At 38.1% G+C, this 18,558-nt stretch carries 23 protein-coding genes and 1 pseudogene; 15 read left to right on the forward strand and 9 right to left on the reverse strand.

Annotated elements, in window-relative coordinates:
• Window positions 1-8: 8 nt before the first annotated feature.
• From Q0162_RS04135 to Q0162_RS04160, 7 genes are all read right to left on the reverse strand, one after another.
• Window positions 9-419 (reverse strand): hypothetical protein, encoded by a 411-nt coding sequence (locus Q0162_RS04135; protein ID WP_297889551.1) that lies wholly within the window; start codon window positions 417-419, stop codon window positions 9-11.
• Between the two features lie 48 nt (window positions 420-467).
• Entirely contained in the window at window positions 468-899 is a 432-nt protein-coding gene (locus Q0162_RS04140; protein ID WP_123862232.1) for a hypothetical protein, read from the reverse strand.
• Window positions 900-946: 47 nt separating this feature from the next.
• A complete protein-coding gene (locus Q0162_RS04145) occupies window positions 947-1,372 on the reverse strand; it encodes a hypothetical protein (RefSeq protein WP_126371264.1) in 426 nt (141 codons plus the stop codon).
• The gene (locus Q0162_RS04150; protein ID WP_297889558.1) at window positions 1,347-1,517 is read right to left on the reverse strand and encodes a hypothetical protein; all 171 of its coding nucleotides are present in this window, start codon (window positions 1,515-1,517) and stop codon (window positions 1,347-1,349) included. The genes Q0162_RS04145 and Q0162_RS04150 overlap by 26 nt, the downstream gene beginning before the upstream one ends.
• Before the next feature lie 299 nt (window positions 1,518-1,816).
• The gene (locus tag Q0162_RS13270) at window positions 1,817-1,921 is read right to left on the reverse strand and encodes a lipoprotein (protein ID WP_367272162.1); all 105 of its coding nucleotides are present in this window, start codon (window positions 1,919-1,921) and stop codon (window positions 1,817-1,819) included.
• Window positions 1,922-2,137: 216 nt separating this feature from the next.
• Complete coding sequence (locus Q0162_RS04155; protein ID WP_297889561.1) at window positions 2,138-2,650, reverse strand: AAA family ATPase; 513 nt, start codon at window positions 2,648-2,650, stop codon at window positions 2,138-2,140.
• Between the two features lie 127 nt (window positions 2,651-2,777).
• The gene (locus Q0162_RS04160) at window positions 2,778-3,221 is read right to left on the reverse strand and encodes a hypothetical protein (protein ID WP_297889563.1); all 444 of its coding nucleotides are present in this window, start codon (window positions 3,219-3,221) and stop codon (window positions 2,778-2,780) included.
• A 653-nt stretch (window positions 3,222-3,874) separates the two neighbouring features.
• Here Q0162_RS04160 and accD point away from each other — a divergent pair.
• The 3 genes from accD to Q0162_RS04175 all read left to right on the forward strand — a co-directional run bounded on the left by accD (window position 3,875) and on the right by Q0162_RS04175 (window position 6,162).
• Window positions 3,875-4,729, forward strand: coding sequence for an acetyl-CoA carboxylase, carboxyltransferase subunit beta (accD, locus tag Q0162_RS04165; protein ID WP_297889565.1), 855 nt, complete (start codon window positions 3,875-3,877; stop codon window positions 4,727-4,729).
• A gap of 29 nt (window positions 4,730-4,758) precedes the next feature.
• Window positions 4,759-4,998 carry a hypothetical protein gene (locus Q0162_RS04170; RefSeq protein ID WP_096088320.1) on the forward strand — a complete coding sequence of 80 codons (240 nt, stop codon included), beginning with the start codon at window positions 4,759-4,761 and terminating at the stop codon, window positions 4,996-4,998.
• Window positions 4,999-5,130: 132 nt separating this feature from the next.
• On the forward strand, window positions 5,131-6,162 hold the full coding sequence (locus Q0162_RS04175) for a diphosphomevalonate decarboxylase (RefSeq protein ID WP_297889571.1): 1,032 nt from the start codon (window positions 5,131-5,133) through the stop codon (window positions 6,160-6,162).
• Here Q0162_RS04175 and Q0162_RS04180 read toward each other — a convergent pair.
• On the reverse strand, window positions 6,150-6,488 hold the full coding sequence (locus tag Q0162_RS04180; RefSeq protein ID WP_297889574.1) for a DUF488 domain-containing protein: 339 nt from the start codon (window positions 6,486-6,488) through the stop codon (window positions 6,150-6,152). The two genes, Q0162_RS04175 and Q0162_RS04180, sit on opposite strands and share 13 nt — an antisense overlap.
• 93 nt (window positions 6,489-6,581) lie before the next feature.
• On the opposite strand from Q0162_RS04180, the gene Q0162_RS04185 reads away from it, so the two are divergent.
• The 6 genes and pseudogenes from Q0162_RS04185 to dnaG all read left to right on the forward strand — a co-directional run bounded on the left by Q0162_RS04185 (window position 6,582) and on the right by dnaG (window position 13,403).
• Window positions 6,582-8,375, forward strand: a complete 1,794-nt coding sequence (locus Q0162_RS04185) for a chloride channel protein (protein ID WP_297889578.1) — start codon at window positions 6,582-6,584, stop codon at window positions 8,373-8,375.
• A gap of 60 nt (window positions 8,376-8,435) precedes the next feature.
• Window positions 8,436-9,680, forward strand: a complete 1,245-nt coding sequence (locus Q0162_RS04190) for an ATP/GTP-binding protein (protein ID WP_297889581.1) — start codon at window positions 8,436-8,438, stop codon at window positions 9,678-9,680.
• Window positions 9,677-10,288, forward strand: a complete 612-nt coding sequence (locus Q0162_RS04195) for an RloB family protein (protein WP_281639508.1) — start codon at window positions 9,677-9,679, stop codon at window positions 10,286-10,288. The genes Q0162_RS04190 and Q0162_RS04195 overlap by 4 nt, the downstream gene beginning before the upstream one ends.
• A complete protein-coding gene (locus Q0162_RS04200; RefSeq protein WP_297889585.1) occupies window positions 10,285-11,100 on the forward strand; it encodes a DUF2262 domain-containing protein in 816 nt (271 codons plus the stop codon). The genes Q0162_RS04195 and Q0162_RS04200 overlap by 4 nt, the downstream gene beginning before the upstream one ends.
• Before the next feature lies 1 nt (window position 11,101).
• A pseudogene (gene rhuM / locus Q0162_RS04205) lies at window positions 11,102-11,290 on the forward strand (RhuM family protein); the annotation flags it as partial.
• A 142-nt stretch (window positions 11,291-11,432) separates the two neighbouring features.
• Complete coding sequence (dnaG, locus tag Q0162_RS04210) at window positions 11,433-13,403, forward strand: DNA primase (RefSeq protein WP_297889590.1); 1,971 nt, start codon at window positions 11,433-11,435, stop codon at window positions 13,401-13,403.
• Window positions 13,404-13,557: 154 nt separating this feature from the next.
• Here dnaG and Q0162_RS13275 read toward each other — a convergent pair whose 3' ends face one another.
• The gene (locus Q0162_RS13275) at window positions 13,558-13,632 is read right to left on the reverse strand and encodes a hypothetical protein (protein ID WP_367272165.1); all 75 of its coding nucleotides are present in this window, start codon (window positions 13,630-13,632) and stop codon (window positions 13,558-13,560) included.
• On the opposite strand from Q0162_RS13275, the gene Q0162_RS04215 reads away from it, so the two are divergent.
• From Q0162_RS04215 to Q0162_RS04240, 6 genes are all read left to right on the forward strand, one after another.
• On the forward strand, window positions 13,633-14,535 hold the full coding sequence (locus Q0162_RS04215; protein WP_367272166.1) for a DUF4837 family protein: 903 nt from the start codon (window positions 13,633-13,635) through the stop codon (window positions 14,533-14,535).
• Window positions 14,536-14,544: 9 nt separating this feature from the next.
• The gene (locus Q0162_RS04220; RefSeq protein ID WP_009414297.1) at window positions 14,545-15,693 is read left to right on the forward strand and encodes an ankyrin repeat domain-containing protein; all 1,149 of its coding nucleotides are present in this window, start codon (window positions 14,545-14,547) and stop codon (window positions 15,691-15,693) included.
• Between the two features lie 133 nt (window positions 15,694-15,826).
• Window positions 15,827-16,027 (forward strand): twin-arginine translocase TatA/TatE family subunit, encoded by a 201-nt coding sequence (locus Q0162_RS04225; RefSeq protein WP_297889597.1) that lies wholly within the window; start codon window positions 15,827-15,829, stop codon window positions 16,025-16,027.
• 45 nt (window positions 16,028-16,072) lie between these two features.
• Window positions 16,073-16,390, forward strand: coding sequence for a heavy metal-binding domain-containing protein (locus Q0162_RS04230; RefSeq protein WP_095898614.1), 318 nt, complete (start codon window positions 16,073-16,075; stop codon window positions 16,388-16,390).
• 77 nt (window positions 16,391-16,467) lie between these two features.
• On the forward strand, window positions 16,468-17,472 hold the full coding sequence (gene mutY, locus Q0162_RS04235; protein WP_297889601.1) for an A/G-specific adenine glycosylase: 1,005 nt from the start codon (window positions 16,468-16,470) through the stop codon (window positions 17,470-17,472).
• Window positions 17,473-17,795: 323 nt separating this feature from the next.
• A complete protein-coding gene (locus Q0162_RS04240; RefSeq protein ID WP_297889744.1) occupies window positions 17,796-18,350 on the forward strand; it encodes a hypothetical protein in 555 nt (184 codons plus the stop codon).
• Window positions 18,351-18,558: the final 208 nt, after the last annotated feature.

The following is an 18,558-nucleotide window of genomic DNA, read 5'->3' on the forward strand; positions in this document are numbered from 1 at the left end:
CTATTTTTTTAATCTATAGTCATTAAAGTGTCTTTTAAATAAATAGTAAGCATTATAGAATCATTTTCTTTTACTTTAATTTTTTTGATATAGACACTTTTGCCTGCCATTACTCCCGTTACCCACATATCGTATTTTCTATTAGGAGAAAGACGCAAATAATTTTGCTTAGGTCTGAATATAGGAACGCCATTAACCCATAGATACCAACGATCACTTGGGATAGGATCACCATATTCAATCACATTGATATTTAAAAATCCAGTACCTCTATCTTTTAGTTTGTGATAACTAAGGGTATAATCCTCTCCTTCTACCCCTATTTTCCGTTCGTTAGGGTTTATTTGTCTTTTAAGGGAGTTACATCCCATTGATAGCAGACTTACTACTACAATTGCTAGGGTTATTATATCTTTCATATATTATTTTAAGGCAAAACTACACTTTGCCCCTACTTTTTTAATCTATTATTTAAAGCGTATTTTTTTACGAGCTAATATCCCCTCATCTACTATTTCTGCTTTTATAACAAGAGAATCGCCTGACTGCGGTTTAATATTTAATATTTTCATAGTTTGAGAGGTGTGAGAACCTATATTAAAATTATATTTTCTATCACTGAAAACTCTAAATGTAACAATAGGTTTATCAAAAAAGAACATTCCATTATACTCTATATAGAACGGTACATCAGGAGTTTTTCCTGCATCATCAACAATTTGAAATGTAATTTGCCCTGAGGTACATTTACTCCTATATTTTTCAATGGTATAATCCTCTCCTAAAATGGCTTTTTTAGGCTTTTTATCAATTACCTTATGGGAGCCAGAATGATAGCAACTTATAAGCATAAGTATGGCAAAAAAGGAAAGTATTTTTTTTATTGGTAAGATTTTCATATCACATTTTTTAATACTCCCCACTTAGAAATGGGGAGTATGATTATTCAATACAAAATAACATTTTCTTCCTCAAATAAACGTGCTTTTATAACAAGAGAATCTCTTTGTCGAGGTTTTATGTTATTAATATGAATCATTTTATAACCAAGGGTGGTGATTTTTGCATTATATTTACTACCACTTTCTACATTCAAAGTAATTGTGTTCTTATCATTTGGAAATCTAAAATAAATATTATTTACTGAAAAGAAAAAATATTTAGCAGGGAGTTCAAACCCTCTTGTTGTTACATCAAAAGTAAGACGGGCTCCTCCTATTTCTCTCTTTTTCATTTTATACTTTTCAATGGTATAATCTTTCCCTAACACTGCTATCTTTTCTGTGTTAGGGTCTATTTTTGAAGTGCTACAACTCATTAAGAGGAGTGTCAATAAAATAACTATTTTATGGTCTATTTTTAGTGAGTTCATCGTATAAAATTCTTTTAATTTTCTCTTTTTCTGCTTCTGGAAGTGCTTTATATTCATCAGTTTTTTCTAAACCTCCCCACGACATCAACCTATAATACTCCAATGTATGTTGTCCACGGTCATATCGAGCTAAGGATTCAGCCATTGCCTCCACAAATTCAGTGATTAACTTATGCTGTGTGATATTAGCATCTTTGTTTTGCCCTACTTGAGTATTTTGATATAAAAGTATTAGCCTTTTCAGCTATATCATTATATTGCCGTTCAATTCTCATTCTATCTAATTGCATCAACATATAAGCGTGTAAAGTTTCGTGAATAATGGTCTTAGCAATAGCAAGATTAGAACCTTATTTTAGTAGTCTTTTGTCTAAGGTAATATTGTAATGGGTAAGCCCTGGTATTTTAGTAGCATTACCATTTGGCTTGAGCATTAATGAGCAATTATGGCTCCTGCAAGGTGATGCCCTCCTCTTGAAGCGATGCATCTTCTTTTTGGCAGCCAGTCAGTAAGAAAACACTACTAATAAGAAATATTACACCTTTCATTTTATTACGGTTTTAAGTGATTTATCGCACAAAGAAAAGAAAACTATTCAAAACAAGCAAATTAGAAATGTTAAATATTTCTTAAAAAATATAATAATCTTCGCTTTTACTCGTTTTTAGAGATACTCATAAGAGCAAAGTATGCTCATAAAAAAATTACCACTGCGCTTGCTTCTATAATAATTCACCATTGACAACTAACATATAATATAAACATCATAACTCAATATTTACCTTATATGTATCATTAATGAGTATAAAATTAGTATTGTGTTTCTTTGCAAGGGCTAAAAACTTTGCATTATCATCTAAAACACTTTCCTTTGTACACCAATCATCATCTAAACGGTTTTCTATAGCATTTGCATATTTCTTTATATCATCAAAGTGGGTTTTAATATAGTTTTCACTCATTACAAGACAATAACATTTAATATCCTTGAGATATTTTTTTGTAAAATCTTTTTCCCTGTCAAAAGGAATGTATACCCCTTCAATAATAAGATTTTGTTTGTTTTCTATGGCTGTCTTGATCATTTCACGAATAATAGGCCACATATAATCTGTAAGTTCTTTATCATTTTCTAAGGTAAGTTTAGTATAACCGCTGCGAATTAATCCCATTTTTAAGTGATCTATTGATAGATATGGGTATTTATATTTTTCTAATAGCTTTTGAGCTAAAAAAGTCTTACCTGTGTGTGAAGCTCCAGTAATTATAACAATCATTTTTAATAGTCAAAAAGAAATAGTTTGTGAATTTATCAAACAGAAATTGAGATCTCATAATATTAAATATTTCATAGAAATTATCATTATGATGTTTTTATTTCTCCTAGCAAGTAATCAATGTTTTTTATTCCTCATTGTCCTTGTTGCCATTATAGGAAGTTAGCCAAATATTCGGGTCTGTATGAAAATTTTGGTTTTTATCGACTTCAACATAATTAACCTCTCCCGTATTTGCATTGACCCAAATACCCGTACAATTAAAAATACCGATTTTATGAATATATGTTACCGTTGAAAATATATAACAATCATCATAAACATAGTATAATGGGTATCCTTCTTTCGATTTAAGTTTTATCTTATCTTGATTTTTGACAGCATAACCTAAATGTATTTGGTAAGCCTCTTCTAACTTTATATTTTTCGTAGCTTCCCACGCTTGAAATTCTTGCGAATACTGATTATAAGGTATCGCTTTATTTTTATCTATTTGCGTTGTAAGGCTCTTGTAGTTTTTGCAACCCAACAAAAGCAATGCTAATACTAAATATTTGATATGATTCTTCATTATGATGTTGTTTATAGGGTTCTTCGTTAGTGTTTTATTCTCCCCCTGCTGGCGCGAGCGTGTCGCTCGTGCTTTATCAATAAGGATTTAAAACATTACCCCTTACTTGCTTAACCAATGTTTAAACTCACTTGTTAATTTTTTCTCTTTGAGTTTGGAAAGTGGCATCTTCCTTCCTGATAACGTGTTTCTTGTATTCCAACAACTTTTCACGGCAAAAGAAAGAAAATAAAATGAATTTCACAAACTTCCGCTAAGTTTTCTACTAATTTTGCTAATTTGCCATTTTTCTCACAAGGCAACTGCTAATAGAAGGACCGCCCTAAAGCCTTCTTAATATTATCCGTACAGAAGGTTAAAAATGTTAATTCTCTTGACAAACAAACTGCAAAGCACTACCTTTGTAGCGGAGAATTGATAAAAGCATTGCCTATGAAACATCTTGCAATGTAGGCATATAGGTCAATAGAGTGATAACCTATGGCTTCCTACAACAACATTACTAAAAGTATCACTCTCAAACTTAATTACAACCACTTCGTCAAAGTCCTCAACACCTGCAGTGCCACGTCTTTGACGAAGTTTTCTATTTCCTAAAAATTGCTATTTAAAAAAAACTTTGTACTTTTGCGCTTTACTAAAACTGATTGATTATGTCTTGGTTTAAAAGAACAGCAAAAGGAATACAAACCTCTACTGAGGAAAAGAAAGATATCCCTAAAGGATTATGGTATAAATCACCTAGTGGTAACATCGTGGAACAAGATGAGTTGGCCACCAACTTTTATGTAAGTCCTGATGATGGTTATCACGTGCGCATAGGCAGCAAAGAGTACTTCCAAATATTGTTTGATAACAACGAATTTCAGGAACTCGATGCCAAAATGACCTCTAAAGACCCGCTGAATTTTACGGATACCAAAGCCTACACCCAGCGTTTGGAAGAAGCTACCCAAAAAACAGATCTCAAAGATGCCGTTCGCACTGCCGTAGGTAACTCTAAAGGCAAACCTATAGTTATAGGTTGTATGGACTTCGCTTTTATCGGGGGCTCTATGGGAAGTGTGGTAGGTGAGAAAATTTGCCGTGCTATCGACTATGCTATCAAACACAAATTGCCTTTCTTGATGATTTCTAAATCGGGAGGCGCCCGAATGATGGAAGCTGCCCTTTCACTAATGCAAATGGCTAAAACCTCTATCAAACTCGCACAGCTCGACGAAGCCAAACTTCCTTATATTTCTCTCTGTACCGACCCTACAACCGGAGGGATAAGCGCTTCATTTGCAATGCTTGGCGACATCAATATTGCCGAACCAGGTGCCCTCATAGGCTTTGCAGGTCCGCGCGTAGTGAAAGACACCACGGGGCAAGACCTTCCAGAAGACTTCCAAACCGCTGAGTTCTTACTCGAACACGGCTTCTTAGACTTCATCGTAAACCGCAAAGAACTCAAAGACAAGGTAAATCTCTACATCGACTTGGTAATGAACCGCCCAGTGAGATAAAGGGTAACCCCAAAAAGACCAATAGTAATATGAACACACTTGTCTTAAACAAAAATATTAATTTTGAAGAGTATCAACAAATAGTTGATTACTTTGCTACCATAGGGATTGAGGTAACCAATCCTTATAAATATCCCTCTCTAATTACTAATGAAGATAGAGAAGCAATTGCTTTAGCTCGCGAAGATGTTAAAAATGGCAATTGGATTGATGGAGAAGAATTGTTTGAGACTATTAGAAAAAAATATGTGAGTAAAATGGTCGGGTAAGGCAAGAACAGAATTAGAAAACACTTTAGACTTTTGGAGTGAAAAGAATAAATGTTACTCAAACTGACAAAATAACTGTAAACCAATTTTAGGACGTGACACTTGTTACCTCTTACCTCTTACCTAATAAAAATGACAACATTCAAAGCACCCAGTAATATCGCCCTGGTAAAATATTGGGGCAAAAAGGGAGAACAACTCCCTGCAAACCCCTCTATTAGTTTCACACTTACGCATTGTTATACCGAGACTTCTATCGATTACGAACGTAGAAGTGAATCTTCTATAGCTTCTGGCGATTCTTTTTCTTTTAACTTTAGCTTTGAAGGACAACCTAAACCGTCATTTCACCCTAAAATCAGCACTTTTTTTGAGCGTATCCTCCCTTACCTTCCTTTTTTAAAGGATTATCACTTCAATATTGCCTCTCATAATTCATTCCCACATAGCAGTGGCATTGCCTCCTCGGCGAGTGCTATGGCAGCGCTTTCGGTATGCTTGATGAAAATAGCTAAAGAATTAGGCGAAACTTATACTGAAGAAGCCTTTTGGCAAAAAGCGTCTTTCTTAGCGCGCTTAGGTTCGGGTAGTGCTTGCCGTAGTGTAAAAGGCAGTATTGTAGTATGGGGTGAACACCCTGCTATTGCAGGCAGTTCGGACGAATATGGCATTACCTACCCCCTACCCGTTCACGAAGTTTTTCAAAATTACCAAGATACTATCTTGCTCATCGACCGCGGTCAGAAGCAAGTGAGCAGCACTGTTGGGCATAACCTTATGCACGGTCACCCTTTTGCCGAGGCGCGTTTTACACAAGCTAATAAGAATATCAACCAACTCGTTAGCTGCTTTGCCTCTGGTGATATTGAGCATTTTATGGAGATTGTAGAAAGTGAAGCCCTCACCCTTCACGCGATGATGCAAACCAGCATTCCATACTTTATCTTGATGCGTCCTAACACCTTAGAAGTCATTCAGCGTGTGTGGCAATACCGCAAAGACACCAAAGTACCGCTCTGCTTCACCCTTGATGCAGGTGCTAATGTGCACTTGTTATACCCTAAAACTTCTATTGCAGAAGTGCAAAAGTTTATTGCAGAAGAATTAGCGCAATTCTGTGAAGGACAGCACTACATTCACGACGAAGTAGGTCAGCTTATTTGAGATAGCAGTATAGGTAAGGCACTTTTGTCAATCTCTTTGCTGGCAGTGAGCAAGGTTACCACTTTGTGTGTTTTCAGCGTTTCGCAAAAAGCCAGAAAATCCACATTGTGTTTTAGTTCTTCAGTATAATCTTTTTTAAAAGCGTCAAAATCACCATCTTGGTGATAGCGTTTGCGCAATTCGGTGCTTGGGGCGATTTCCTTTGCCCAAAGGTCTAAAGCAAGTGCTTCTTTTTTAATGCCGCGAGGCCAAAGGCGGTCGGCAAGTACTCTAAAACCATCGTTAGGGTCGTTTTCTTCATATACGCGTTTGAGATGTATTTCCATTGTTTATCTGTATTAGTTTGTACAAAGTTCGTACAAAGGTAGTGAAAAAAGTAAATATTTCGTACTTTTGCCGCTGATTTTTCAATATAAACAATGACTGCCCACCCACAACATCTTCTCAAACGCCTTTTAATTTGGCGTGTAAAACATATTTCCGATAGGCATTTTATCCTCATTCTCAGCGGGGTAATAGGTATTGCTACAGGCTTAGCGGCTTTGGCAATGCGCTCGTTCACACACCTTATTCAGTGGCTGTTAGACGGCAAACTCGCACAAACAATTACCTACGGATTTTACTTTATCCTCCCGATGTTGGGTTTTGCCATTGTCTATTTAGTAAAAAAATACGTAATACGTCACGATGTAAATCACGGAATTCCCTCAATTCTCTATGCAGTAGCGCATCAAAAAGGGATAATGAAGCGTTTTCAGGCGTATGGGAGTATTCTCACAGCACCTATCACTATTGGTTTTGGGGGTTCGGTAGGGCTCGAAGGACCTATGGTAGTAACAGGAGCAGGCATTAGTTCTAATATCTGTAGATTTTTTCACATCAACCAGTCAAACCGAATGTTGCTTTTAGCGTGTGCCTGTGCAGCGGCTTTGGCAGCTATCTTCAAAGTGCCTATTGCAGCCATATTGTTTGCTATCGAGGTTTTTGGCTTGGATTTAACGCTTTCATCGCTCATTCCGCTGTTTATCGCTTCTCTCTGCGGGGTATTCACCTCTTATTTTTTCTTTGGCAGTGAAGTGCTAATCCCAATGACGATCACACGCGCTTTTTCATTGCAAGGCATTCCGTTTTACATTCTTTTAGGGGTCGTAGGCGGACTGATGTCGGCTTATTTTACCTATATTTATGAGAAAATCAATGCTTTTTTCAAAAAACTATCTTCTCCTTGGCTGCGAATTGTGGTAGGTGGAGCTCTTTTGGGGTTGCTTATCTACATAATGCCACCGCTTTACGGCGAAGGACACGAGATTATCAATCATTTGAAAGAAGGTCACCCCGAATTATCACTGAGTAGCAATATTTTCGGTTGGGATTTATCCAATGCGTGGGTGATTATCCTACTTTTGGCGGGACTTACCTTTGCCAAAGTCGTTGCTACCTCACTCACCTTTGGGGCAGGAGGCGTTGGGGGAATCTTTTCGCCTATGTTGTTTATGGGCGGAGTGATGGGCAACTGCTTAGCACGGATTATCAACGAATTTCCTATCTTGGGCTACAAAGCGGCTTTGCCTAACTTCACTTTGGTGGGAATGACTGCCCTGATGACGGGTGTATTGCACGCACCCCTTACAGCCGTTTTTCTCATTGCCGAAGTAACTGGAGGTTATTCGCTATTAGTCCCCGCGATGCTCACCGCTGCGGTATCGTTTTCGGTAGCCAAATATTTCAATAAATATTCTATTTACACAATGGAATTAGGCAGAAAAGGAGAGCTCATCTCCCAAAATAAAGACCAATCTATACTCACTCTAATGGACTTCGACCAAGTAGTGGAACACAATTTCACCCCCGTATATACCGATATGAAACTCCGCGAGGTAGTGTACAATGCGGTGCGCGAATCAAACCGCAACATCTATCCTGTACTCGACCGCGAAACAGGTACACTACAAGGCGTAATCCTGCTCGACGACATTCGGCACTTAATTTTCGAAACCGATTATTACGACAAGATTCCTGCCGTAGAACTAATGCAAAAACCACCTGCCATCATAGAAATGGGCAAGGACAAAATGAGCACTGTAATGGATAAGTTTCAACACACCGGTGCGTGGAATCTACCTGTAGTAAAGAACGGCAAGTACGAAGGCTTTGTTTCCAAATCAAAATTACTGAGCATCTATAGGCGAAAATTAATCTACTTCACCCAATAAACATTGCTTTTTCAAAATAATTGTATAACTTTGCGATTTTAGAATATCAGTTATAAAAAAATGATTGTAAATTTCAGTATACAGAACTTTGGTTCTATAAAAGATAAGCAAACGCTGTCGTTTGAAGCCGATGCCTCTCAGCATTTAGAAGATACTTATGTAGTGCATACAGCAGGTAAACGATTGTTGAAGTTAGCGCTTATCTATGGCGCCAATGCTTCAGGGAAAACAACAGTCCTTAAAGCCCTTGATTTTTTAAGAGATTTGGTGGTAAACCCTAAGGAGAAAAAGACACATATTTTGCATTTTGACCCTTTTTTGTTTGATGCTCAAACCCCTCTGCAACCTACCCAGCTCTCTATAGAATTTGTACACGAGGAAGTTTGCTATCAGTATGAAGTAGCTTTCACTCACCAAGCAGTCATTTCAGAAGCCTTATATATAGATACTTTTGAGAGAGTACTAGTATACAGTCGTACTACTGATATAGCGGAACAACTCACCAAAATTAGCTTTGGCGATAAGATAATCCTTGATAAGAATGCCCAACAAGTATTGGAACTCAATACCTTGTGGAATAATACCGTATTGGGAGGTTTTTTAAAGACAAACATCAATCTTGAAGAATTTAGACGAGTAGCCGATTGGTTTGGGAATTATTTAAAATCTATTGTAGCACCTCAAACAAGGATAGACACTCTTATTACAAATAAAATAAAGATAAAAGAAATAGATAAAATAGATGTAATAGGGATACTTAGAAAGGCTGATTTCAATATATCTGACATTGTCATAAAAAATAATCCTGAAGATGATATATCAGACATTTTTGATGCTTTCAAAGGTAGAATGGAATATGTAAAAGTACCTATTGTTCAACATACTATTAACAATACTCATTATAATCTGTCAATGGATAAAGAATCCGAAGGCACTAAACGCTTTTATGGTTTTGCAGGGCTTTTGGCACTCCTTATCAAAACACCAACTATTTTCCCTATTGATGAATTAGAAAGCTCCCTACACCCCGACCTTTATACCCATTTCTTGCTTTCATTCTTGCAGAACGCTCAGCACTCGCAACTCATCGCTACTACCCATAACCGCGAGCTTTTAGGCGATACCGATATTTTTAGAAATGATGTAATATGGTTTACTGATAAAGGCGAAGATTGTGCAACAGAACTCTATTCTTTAGCCGATTTTGACACTTCTGCTATAAAGAACATACTCAATGCTTACAAAATAGGAAAATTCAGTGGGATACCCCGTTTGTCTGACACTTTTATCAATTTGGAACAATGAGAAAAGGAAGAAACATACCCACCAAGCAATCCTTTGCTGTAGTAGTAGATGGCGAAACCGAATATTGGTATTTGCAAATGCTTAAACACAATGAACCTAATATCCTTTTCAGTATAACACCTAAGATTCTACAGAAAAAGAATATCGACCAGCAATATGAATTAGTTACAGAATTATCAGAAGAGGAATATGACAAAGTTTTTTGGATAGTTGATTTAGATGTCTTACTAAAAGAAGAGCGAGAAAAGAAAAATAGCACCTCATCTCTACGACAATTTTTAAACTATTACAAGAGTCTTTCAAAGCAAAACAAAGTAGTAGTGATAGTGAATAATCCTTGTTTGGAATATTGGTTTTTATTGCATTATAAAAAGACTAACAAAGTGTTCACCTCTTGTGCTGATGCTGAAAAGCAAGTAAGCCAACACTTGCAAGGCTATGAGAAAACAGAAAAATTCTTTAAGAAAGATAATGATATTTACAAACAACTAAATCCGTATCTTCAAACAGCTAAAAAAAATGCTACTGCTTTAGGAAGTTTTGATACTTATAATCATTCAAAAGCAATGTGCGAAATGCCTTTGCTATTTAACACCTTACAACTATGAACCCAGAAATTGTACAAAAATTCTCAGATAAGTTTCTCCCCGAAGAAAAGGAAATCATAGCCCTTATCGAAAGACCTACTAATGGAGCAAGTTATTATAACGGAGCTTGGGTGCCTTCTAACGACCCTTTAGCTTACATAGATGTAGAAACAGGAGAACTTTTTTATAAAAACACTCGCATAGAATGGCTCGTTGAAAAAGATTGGAAACATTTCTTTCAGGCACAAAAGGCATTTCGCCTAAAAGTACGCTCTATAAAACCCGAAAACGCTTCTAAAGTTTTCCAACACACATTTATGTTGGTCGAAATAGTAGAGGAGAATGTAACAGAACCTCGTTTTGAGGCTATTTTAGAAGAATATAATACCGAAGTAACCTATGAAGACGATGATTTTTCGCTGGAGTTGAACAAAATATACGGCAGTTTCGAAGGAGGAATGTATTATGAAGAGGAAGAAGATGGGCTTTCACTAAATGTTCATACCGATGATATTGAAAAACTAAAAGAACTCCTAAACCTTTTTAGGCAAACAGCCCTTGCCAACTTCAAAGCGTGGATAGAACATCTCAAAACCTTTGCAGCCGAAAAACTTACTGATTTAGCCAACGAATGGCAAAAAGAAGAAGATGCCAATGCTCCTGAGATTACTCCTAAGCACTTTGCTGAGCGTATGAGTATAACAGAGTTAGTTCTCTTTGCTGATGAGCGTTTCTGTATCTATTTTGACGACGACGATATGTTCTGGGGGCACGCCATTACCGTATATGGCAACCTCAACGGCGAGCTAAAAGAGGCTACTATCGAGGGGTAGAATGATAAACAAAGAAATAAACCCTATGAACTCACAGTTTCTCATATACCAAAACCAAGAAGGAGAACTATACAGAAACTCAGTTGTTGCAAAATTTGCAACAACTGCCACCGATGGTAAAAACTATCAGGTAGAATATTACAATCTTGATGTGATCATCTCAGTAGGTTATCGAGTAAAATCAGAACAAGTCCATAGAAAAATCAGCTCAAGAGTATGAAAAATACCAAACTAAGCAACGCCAAATAGAACGTGAAAACAGCCTTAAAGAATTGGAGGACGACCTCAAACAATTAACAAATTAATCCTTTTCTTCCTTAATCTAAAAAACAGTGATTTCAAAAAATACCATAGATAAAGTATACGACCAAATGCGGGTGGAGGAAGTCATTGGCGACTTCGTCCAACTCAAGCGCGCAGGGTCTAATTACAAAGGATTGAGTCCGTTCTCTAACGAGCGGACGCCCAGCTTTATGGTTTCGCCCGTAAAGCAAATATGGAAAGACTTCAGTAGTGGCAAAGGCGGGAATGCTATTGCCTTCCTGATGGAACACGAGCACTTCACTTACCCCGAAGCCATTCGTTATTTGGCTAAAAAATACCATATCGACATTGAGGAAACCGAGCAATCTACTGAAGAAAAAGCACAAGCCGATGAGCGCGAGAGCCTCTATATCGTCTCAGAATACGCCCAACAATATTTTCAGGACACCCTTTTCAATACCGAAGCCGGCAAAGCTATCGGTATGACCTATTTCAAAGAGCGCGGTTTTACTGAGGAAACCATCCAAAAATTCCGCTTAGGCTTCTCCCCCGATGAGTGGACAGCCTTCACCGATAACGCTCTTGCCAAAGGCTATCAGTTAGAATTCTTAGAAAAAACCGGACTCACCATCGTCAATGGCGACCGTAAGTTCGACCGCTTCAAAGGGCGCGTGATGTTCCCCATTCACTCTATGAGCGGACGCGTATTAGGCTTCGGGGGGCGTATCCTCACCAACGACAAGAAACAAGCCAAATACCTCAACTCTCCCGAAAGCGAGATTTACCACAAGAGCAAAGTGCTGTATGGCATTTTCTTTGCCAAACAAGCCATTGCGAAAGCTGATAACTGCTATCTGGTAGAAGGCTATACCGATGTGATTCAGATGCATCAAAAAGGCATCGAAAATGTGGTAGCTTCCAGCGGAACAGCCCTTACGCAAGACCAAATCCGTCTCATTCACCGCCTTACCCCCAACATCACAGTGCTGTACGATGGCGATGCTGCAGGCTTACGGGCTTCTATTCGCGGGGTCGACCTCATCTTGGAACAGGGTATGAATGTGAAGGTCTGCACCTTCCCCGATGGCGATGACCCCGATAGCTTTGCACGCAAAACCGCCTACGAAGACCTTGTGCTATACCTCGAAAACAACGCTACCGATTTCATTCGCTTCAAAGCCTCCCTCCTAATGCAAGAGGCACAGAACGACCCTATCAAAAAAGCCGAAACCATACGCGATATGGTAGAGAGCATCTCCAAAATTCCCGACCTTATCAAGCGGGAAGTATATGTACGTGAGTGCGCTAGCATTATGGACATCTCGGAACAGGTGCTCTTCTCTACTTTGGCGCAAATTCTCAAAAAGGACTTTTATGAGGGGCAAAAAGTAGAGCGCAAGCAAAAAGCGGCGATGCAGGTAGTGCAAACGCCAGAAGAAACCCAAAAACGCACCGTAAACCGCTTAGAAGTCTTGGAGTACGACCTCATCAAAAACCTTTTGCTCTACGGTAATAGAGAATGCGTATTCACCGATACCATACTCGTGGAAGAGGAAGACGGCAGCCTTAAAGAGGAGCAAGTACAGCAAACACTGAAAATTTACGAAAAAATATTCCTCGAACTCCAAGAAGACGAAATAGAGCTCGCCAACCCCGATTTCAAACAAATCTACGAACTGCTGATGGGCAAACTCAGCGAAAACCCTAATTATGACGTCAATCGCATCGCCAACGAGTTGCCTATAGAACTAAGTGAAAAAGTATCGGGGATGTTGTTAGACGACGAAAACAATCAGCTACACGATTGGAGCAAACGCGACATCGTCCCCAAAGCAAAAGACGCTCATCTTGAAACTATTGTAGGCGATATCATTCTCAATATTAGGAGTTTGTTAGTACACCACCTCATCCAAAGTCTTACACAGCAAATGGCGCAAGCTAACGAAGAAGAAAAGAAAGAACTTTTAGAGAACGTAATGAACTACATCCAGTTGCAAAAACTCTTAGCCAAACGCCTCAATATCGTAGTAAATTATTAATCATTTTTAATGAGTTTGAGACTCTCTTACCTCCTATCTCTTACCTCTTACCTAAATATCGCCAGCTTTTTTCTTAGAAAAATATCACTTTGGAACGATTTTAGCTACACATTTTTGCGAAAAGCAGAAAATTATCTTTTTTATGAAACGCCTATTATTCTTTAGCGTATTGAGCGCTCTCCTTTTTGCAGCTTGCAACGATACTAACAATGACAAAAACAACACCTATTTGCCCCCTTCAGTAGGTCCTATCAACAGCGTAGCTGTGGTGATTGACAACGACTTATGGGAAGGCACTGTAGGCGACACCATTCGCCGTTACTTTGCAGCACCTATAGACGGGCTACCTACCGAAGAACCTACTTTCACCCTTCACCAAGTACCCCCTCAAGTGTTTGAAGGCAATACACGCAACAGTAGAAACGTACTGATTGTAAACCGTGACAACGAGAAAAAAGCTTTCGTAAAAGAAAACCTCTTTGCCAAACCACAAGTAGTGTGTATTGTACAAGGAAAACAAAACCGCGACATCGCTTGCAAGGTAGAAGAATACCACAAAGAATTAGTAAACGAGTTTAGAAACAACGAAATGGCCGAAACTCGCCGCCGTTTTGCTAATGCCCTTAGCAAAGACAAGCAAGTTGAAGAAACTTTAGGCGTTAAATTCACTATGCCTGCTGTGTACGGCGTAAAAAAATATGGCGACAACTTCTTCTGGATTGAACGTAATATCAAAGGCGGTAAAGCGAGCATCATTCTCTATGAAATGCCCCTTGGCAGTATCCCTACCGATGAGGAAGGACGCGCCAAAGCCATTGTGAAAATGCGTGATTCTATAGGCGAAAAATATATCCCAGGACCCGAAAAAGGTATGTATATGGTTACCGAAACCTACCTTGCTCCTAGCATCAGCGAAGTGACAATAAAAGGACATAAAGCTATTGAAAGCAAAGGTTTATGGGAAGTAAAAGGATTTGCCCTTGGAGGTCCCTACATCAACTACATCATTGAAGATAAAGCCCATAACCGACTTCTAGTAGCCGAAGGTTTCCTATATGCTCCAGGAGTCGCCAAACGCGATATGCTCTTTGAACTGGAAACGATTATCAAATCAATTGAATTTACTCGTTAGTAACTAACTATGAAACACTTTACAGAACGTTACTCCCGCGAACAATTTCAAACTAAAAGTGACATCCTAAGCACTTATCACTCATTAGATAGAAAAATTAATTACTCCCCTTATCTTTTGAGAAGCCTAAATGATTTTCAAAAAGCTTACTTCTTTGCAAAATTTGATAAAAAAGAACTCCCTACAGAACTTTGTGTACGTAGCGCAAAGTTTAACTTCGCTTTACAAGTATGGGAAGTAGCCCAAAAACTCACTCAGCAATGGTACCCTTTCCATCTCAATCATGAATGGGTAAAAACTAAAGACCCTCTAAAAAAATTAGTTTTTACCCACAACAAAAGAGCTGAAGCTGAAAACTATTTTAAAGAAATGCTCATCGCCCTATGCGACAGCCCGCTAATCATATCTTCTGAAAGCATTCATTTCTCCCAAAATAACGAGACCTTACAACTGAACGCTTGTGTAAATGAACCCGAAATCAACAACAACATTATAAATAAAATTGCTGACCAATATCGAAACAACAAAACATCTTACTTCTTCAATCAATATAACTGTAGGTTTTCTTATGATGAGATAAAAGACTTTTTTGTATATTGCGATACCGAACTTTTAACTCTCCTCTACGCCAAAGAAACAACCCCTACCCTCACAAAAGAAGAAAATAAACTCTTTAATGCTGTAGATAATTTTGATTGGAAAAATATTGAAAAAACAGTCTCCGAAGGAACAAACATCAACTGCATCAACCACTTAGGATGTACTCCCTTTACCCAATTATTCGATTCTGCTACTTGCAAAATAGCCGAAAACACACCCAACGCTAATGAAGATCTAATTGTACAGCAAACTATCTCTTTAGCCGACAAAATGCTTTCATTAGGTGCTGATATCAACTTCTTTGGTTATGATGGCATCAATGCGCTACAAGTTACCTCATATACTCACAACCCTAAACTGATGAAATATCTACTCAGTAAAGGCGCTAATCCCAATATCAATTATTTCTTAGAAGATGGTGACTACTCCATTATTTCCTCAGCGTTAGACAATATCCTAAGTGACTATGGCATTGAAATAAACGAAGATGAAAAAACAAATTTAGACGCTTGTAAAAGTTTGCTAATAGACGCAGGAGCTATTCGCGAAAAAAACTAAATTCTAAAATCCAAAAATTTCTTCATTATTCATTGTTAATTATTAATTGTTTTATACCTTTGCACCACAAACAAGTAATAGCTAATAGGTAACACTTTACCTCTTATCTCTTACCTCTTAACTAATAGAAATTATGCTAAGTATATTTTTAGGAATGATAGGAACCGGTCAAATCCTTATCATTGTAGCTATTGTATTATTGCTCTTCGGAGGCAAAAAAATCCCTGAACTAATGCGCGGTTTGGGCAGTGGCATTCGCGAGTTCAAAGACGCCGCTAAAGACCCCAACGAAAAGAAACCCGAAACTAACAACTCTGAAAAATCAGAAAATTAGTAAATTTGCTAATCGGCAAATTGACAAATCAAAGAAATTAACACTATGATTTTAACAACAACCCCTACCCTCGAAGGACAACCTATCAAGCAATATTTAGGCATCGTTACCGGTGAAACCATCATCGGGGCAAATGCTATTAAAGATTTTATGGCTGGACTTACCGATTTCTTTGGCGGGCGCTCTACTACCTACGAGAAAGTCCTTATCGAAGCCAAAGAATCTGCCCTTGCCGAACTCCAACAACGCGCTGCCCAAAAAGGCGCTAATGCGATCGTTGGCATCGACCTCGATTATGAAACCGTAGGCGCTAATGGCGGTATGCTAATGGTTACTGTCAGCGGCACAGCTGTAGTTATCTAATTAGCAAATTCACCAATGAGTAGCGACACTCTCTAACACCTAAAACCTAACCCCTGAAACCTATTTCCGACAAATTAGTGAATTGGTATGCCACTGCCCAGCGCGACTTGCCTTGGCGTGGCACTACCGACCCTTATAAGGTGTGGCTCTCCGAAATTATTCTCCAGCAAACGCGTGTCGTACAAGGGCTGCCCTACTACCAGCGCTTTATCAGCAACTATCCCACCATCACCGATTTGGCAAATGCCCCCGAAGAAGAAGTCCTCAAACTATGGCAGGGCTTAGGTTACTACTCCCGCGCCAAAAATCTACATCACACCGCCCAATACATCGCTACCGAACTGGGTGGTATCTTCCCAAAAACCTATAAAGAACTCGTAAAACTCAAAGGCATAGGCGACTATACAGCCAGTGCCATCGCCTCTTTTTGCTATAACGAACCCTGCCCCGTAGTCGATGGCAATGTATACCGCGTGCTCTCACGTGTGTTTGGCATCGCAACCCCTATCAACAGCACTCAAGGAGCAAAAGAGTTTAAAGCCTTGGCACACGAGTGTTTAGATAAAGCCAATGCAGGTGTTTACAACCAAGCAATAATGGAGTTTGGCGCACTGCAATGCACTCCCCAGAGTCCCGATTGCGCTAATTGCGTATTGCGCGACCATTGTTGGGCATTCCACCATAACAAGGTAAACGAATTACCCGTAAAACTCAAGAAAATCACTATCAAAAAACGTTATTTCAACTACCTCGTATGGTTAAACCCCTACGGACAAACCCTCTTACAAAAGCGTGAAGGCAAAGATATATGGCACGGACTCTATGAGTTCCCGTTACTCGAAACACACGCTCCCGCCACTGCCGACACCATAGCTGCTGCTCACCCCACAGCTACCGTGAGTTTGTACAACGAAACACCTGTAATCCACAAACTCACACACCAGCATATCTACACTTCTTTTTGGATTATCACCACCCCCGAACCCCTTGACAACAGCATACCCATCACCGATATACACCGCTACCCTGTATCGGCACTCACCGCAAATTTCATCACCAAATTTTGGAAGCAGAAAAAATAGAAATTATTTTATACCTTTGTAGGCTGAATACGAGAGAATTAAAAGATTTTAAACCAACTATTTTTATAAAACTGTCCGCAAAGTCTTAAAATTGTATTAGCACCTTTACACTTTGCCAAAGTTTTTAATTGCTCGTCGTGCTACGACCTTTGGCAAAGTTGACTCCCCTGATATTCAATTGCTTTTACAGCGCGTAGTGTAGGAAAGCCAGCGATAGCTGGGTGTTACAATAGAGTTATTTATACAAGCTCGCGCCAGCGGGGGAAAATGTAATCGTGATAAATTTATTAGATGAACTAGGAAAAATAATAAAGTAACTTGTGATGGGGACTCTTTCAAAAATTTATGTAAAAAATGATAATATAGATAATATTATTAATGAGTTTAAAACTTTCTATTCTATAAAAAGAATAGAATTTTTAGATACTCCAAAGTGGTGGCTCTATGCGCCCAAAGAGACTATTATTATTTCATCTGAATATGAGAACTGGATAGAAATAGAGGTGCAATTCAATTATTCACTATACATTTATGATGAGTTCTTGAGAAGGTTGTCAGAGAAGTATCAAACTATTATTTTATTAGTATATTATCAATCAACAACGGGAGAAGGTAGAGTGGCTACATTTCAAAGAGGTAGAATGAATTTATCTATTGTTCAAAATTATGTTAGAGAAGAGAATGTAGATAAAATTATTTTGACAGATAATTTTGGTTTGTCTCTCTCTTTAAAAAAGAAATTTCAAATTCCTAATCTATATGATGAATGTTATATTTTTGACTATGATTTTATTAATTACTTTTTGGATAAAGAAGGGGTCTTTTCTCTATCAAAAGAAAAAAAACATCATTATATACATATAGAGAAAATTAATTAAAAACAAAATATTACTAAATGGAAAAGTAGCAAGGAAATCTACTAAGGAGCTTTCATTAGAGGAAGAAGCTGTTTTTTAATTTTACACAAATAAATCTTACTATAGTTTTAATCAAGCATTATTATCTGCAAATAGAACTGCTAATATATTAGAAATTGAAAAGTTACTAAATAAAGTACTTGATAAGATTCCTTCTTCTTCAGGTACA

This window comes from uncultured Capnocytophaga sp., assembly GCF_937936315.1.
Lineage (GTDB): Bacteria > Bacteroidota > Bacteroidia > Flavobacteriales > Flavobacteriaceae > Capnocytophaga.

Bases quoted from the DNA above. Each gene is read 5' to 3' on its own strand.
- Q0162_RS04135 (WP_297889551.1), bottom strand. From the start codon at position 419: ATGAAAGATATAATAACCCTAGCAATTGTAGTAGTAAGTCTGCTATCA.
- Q0162_RS04140 (WP_123862232.1), bottom strand. From the start codon at position 899: ATGAAAATCTTACCAATAAAAAAAATACTTTCCTTTTTTGCCATACTT.
- Q0162_RS04145 (WP_126371264.1), bottom strand. From the start codon at position 1,372: ATGAACTCACTAAAAATAGACCATAAAATAGTTATTTTATTGACACTC.
- Q0162_RS04150 (WP_297889558.1), bottom strand. From the start codon at position 1,517: ATGGCTGAATCCTTAGCTCGATATGACCGTGGACAACATACATTGGAG.
- Q0162_RS13270 (WP_367272162.1), bottom strand. From the start codon at position 1,921: ATGAAAGGTGTAATATTTCTTATTAGTAGTGTTTTCTTACTGACTGGC.
- Q0162_RS04155 (WP_297889561.1), bottom strand. From the start codon at position 2,650: ATGATTGTTATAATTACTGGAGCTTCACACACAGGTAAGACTTTTTTA.
- Q0162_RS04160 (WP_297889563.1), bottom strand. From the start codon at position 3,221: ATGAAGAATCATATCAAATATTTAGTATTAGCATTGCTTTTGTTGGGT.
- accD (WP_297889565.1), top strand. From the start codon at position 3,875: ATGTCTTGGTTTAAAAGAACAGCAAAAGGAATACAAACCTCTACTGAG.
- Q0162_RS04170 (WP_096088320.1), top strand. From the start codon at position 4,759: ATGAACACACTTGTCTTAAACAAAAATATTAATTTTGAAGAGTATCAA.
- Q0162_RS04175 (WP_297889571.1), top strand. From the start codon at position 5,131: ATGACAACATTCAAAGCACCCAGTAATATCGCCCTGGTAAAATATTGG.
- Q0162_RS04180 (WP_297889574.1), bottom strand. From the start codon at position 6,488: ATGGAAATACATCTCAAACGCGTATATGAAGAAAACGACCCTAACGAT.
- Q0162_RS04185 (WP_297889578.1), top strand. From the start codon at position 6,582: ATGACTGCCCACCCACAACATCTTCTCAAACGCCTTTTAATTTGGCGT.
- Q0162_RS04190 (WP_297889581.1), top strand. From the start codon at position 8,436: ATGATTGTAAATTTCAGTATACAGAACTTTGGTTCTATAAAAGATAAG.
- Q0162_RS04195 (WP_281639508.1), top strand. From the start codon at position 9,677: ATGAGAAAAGGAAGAAACATACCCACCAAGCAATCCTTTGCTGTAGTA.
- Q0162_RS04200 (WP_297889585.1), top strand. From the start codon at position 10,285: ATGAACCCAGAAATTGTACAAAAATTCTCAGATAAGTTTCTCCCCGAA.
- Q0162_RS04220 (WP_009414297.1), top strand. From the start codon at position 14,545: ATGAAACACTTTACAGAACGTTACTCCCGCGAACAATTTCAAACTAAA.
- Q0162_RS04225 (WP_297889597.1), top strand. From the start codon at position 15,827: ATGCTAAGTATATTTTTAGGAATGATAGGAACCGGTCAAATCCTTATC.
- Q0162_RS04230 (WP_095898614.1), top strand. From the start codon at position 16,073: ATGATTTTAACAACAACCCCTACCCTCGAAGGACAACCTATCAAGCAA.
- Q0162_RS04240 (WP_297889744.1), top strand. From the start codon at position 17,796: ATGGGGACTCTTTCAAAAATTTATGTAAAAAATGATAATATAGATAAT.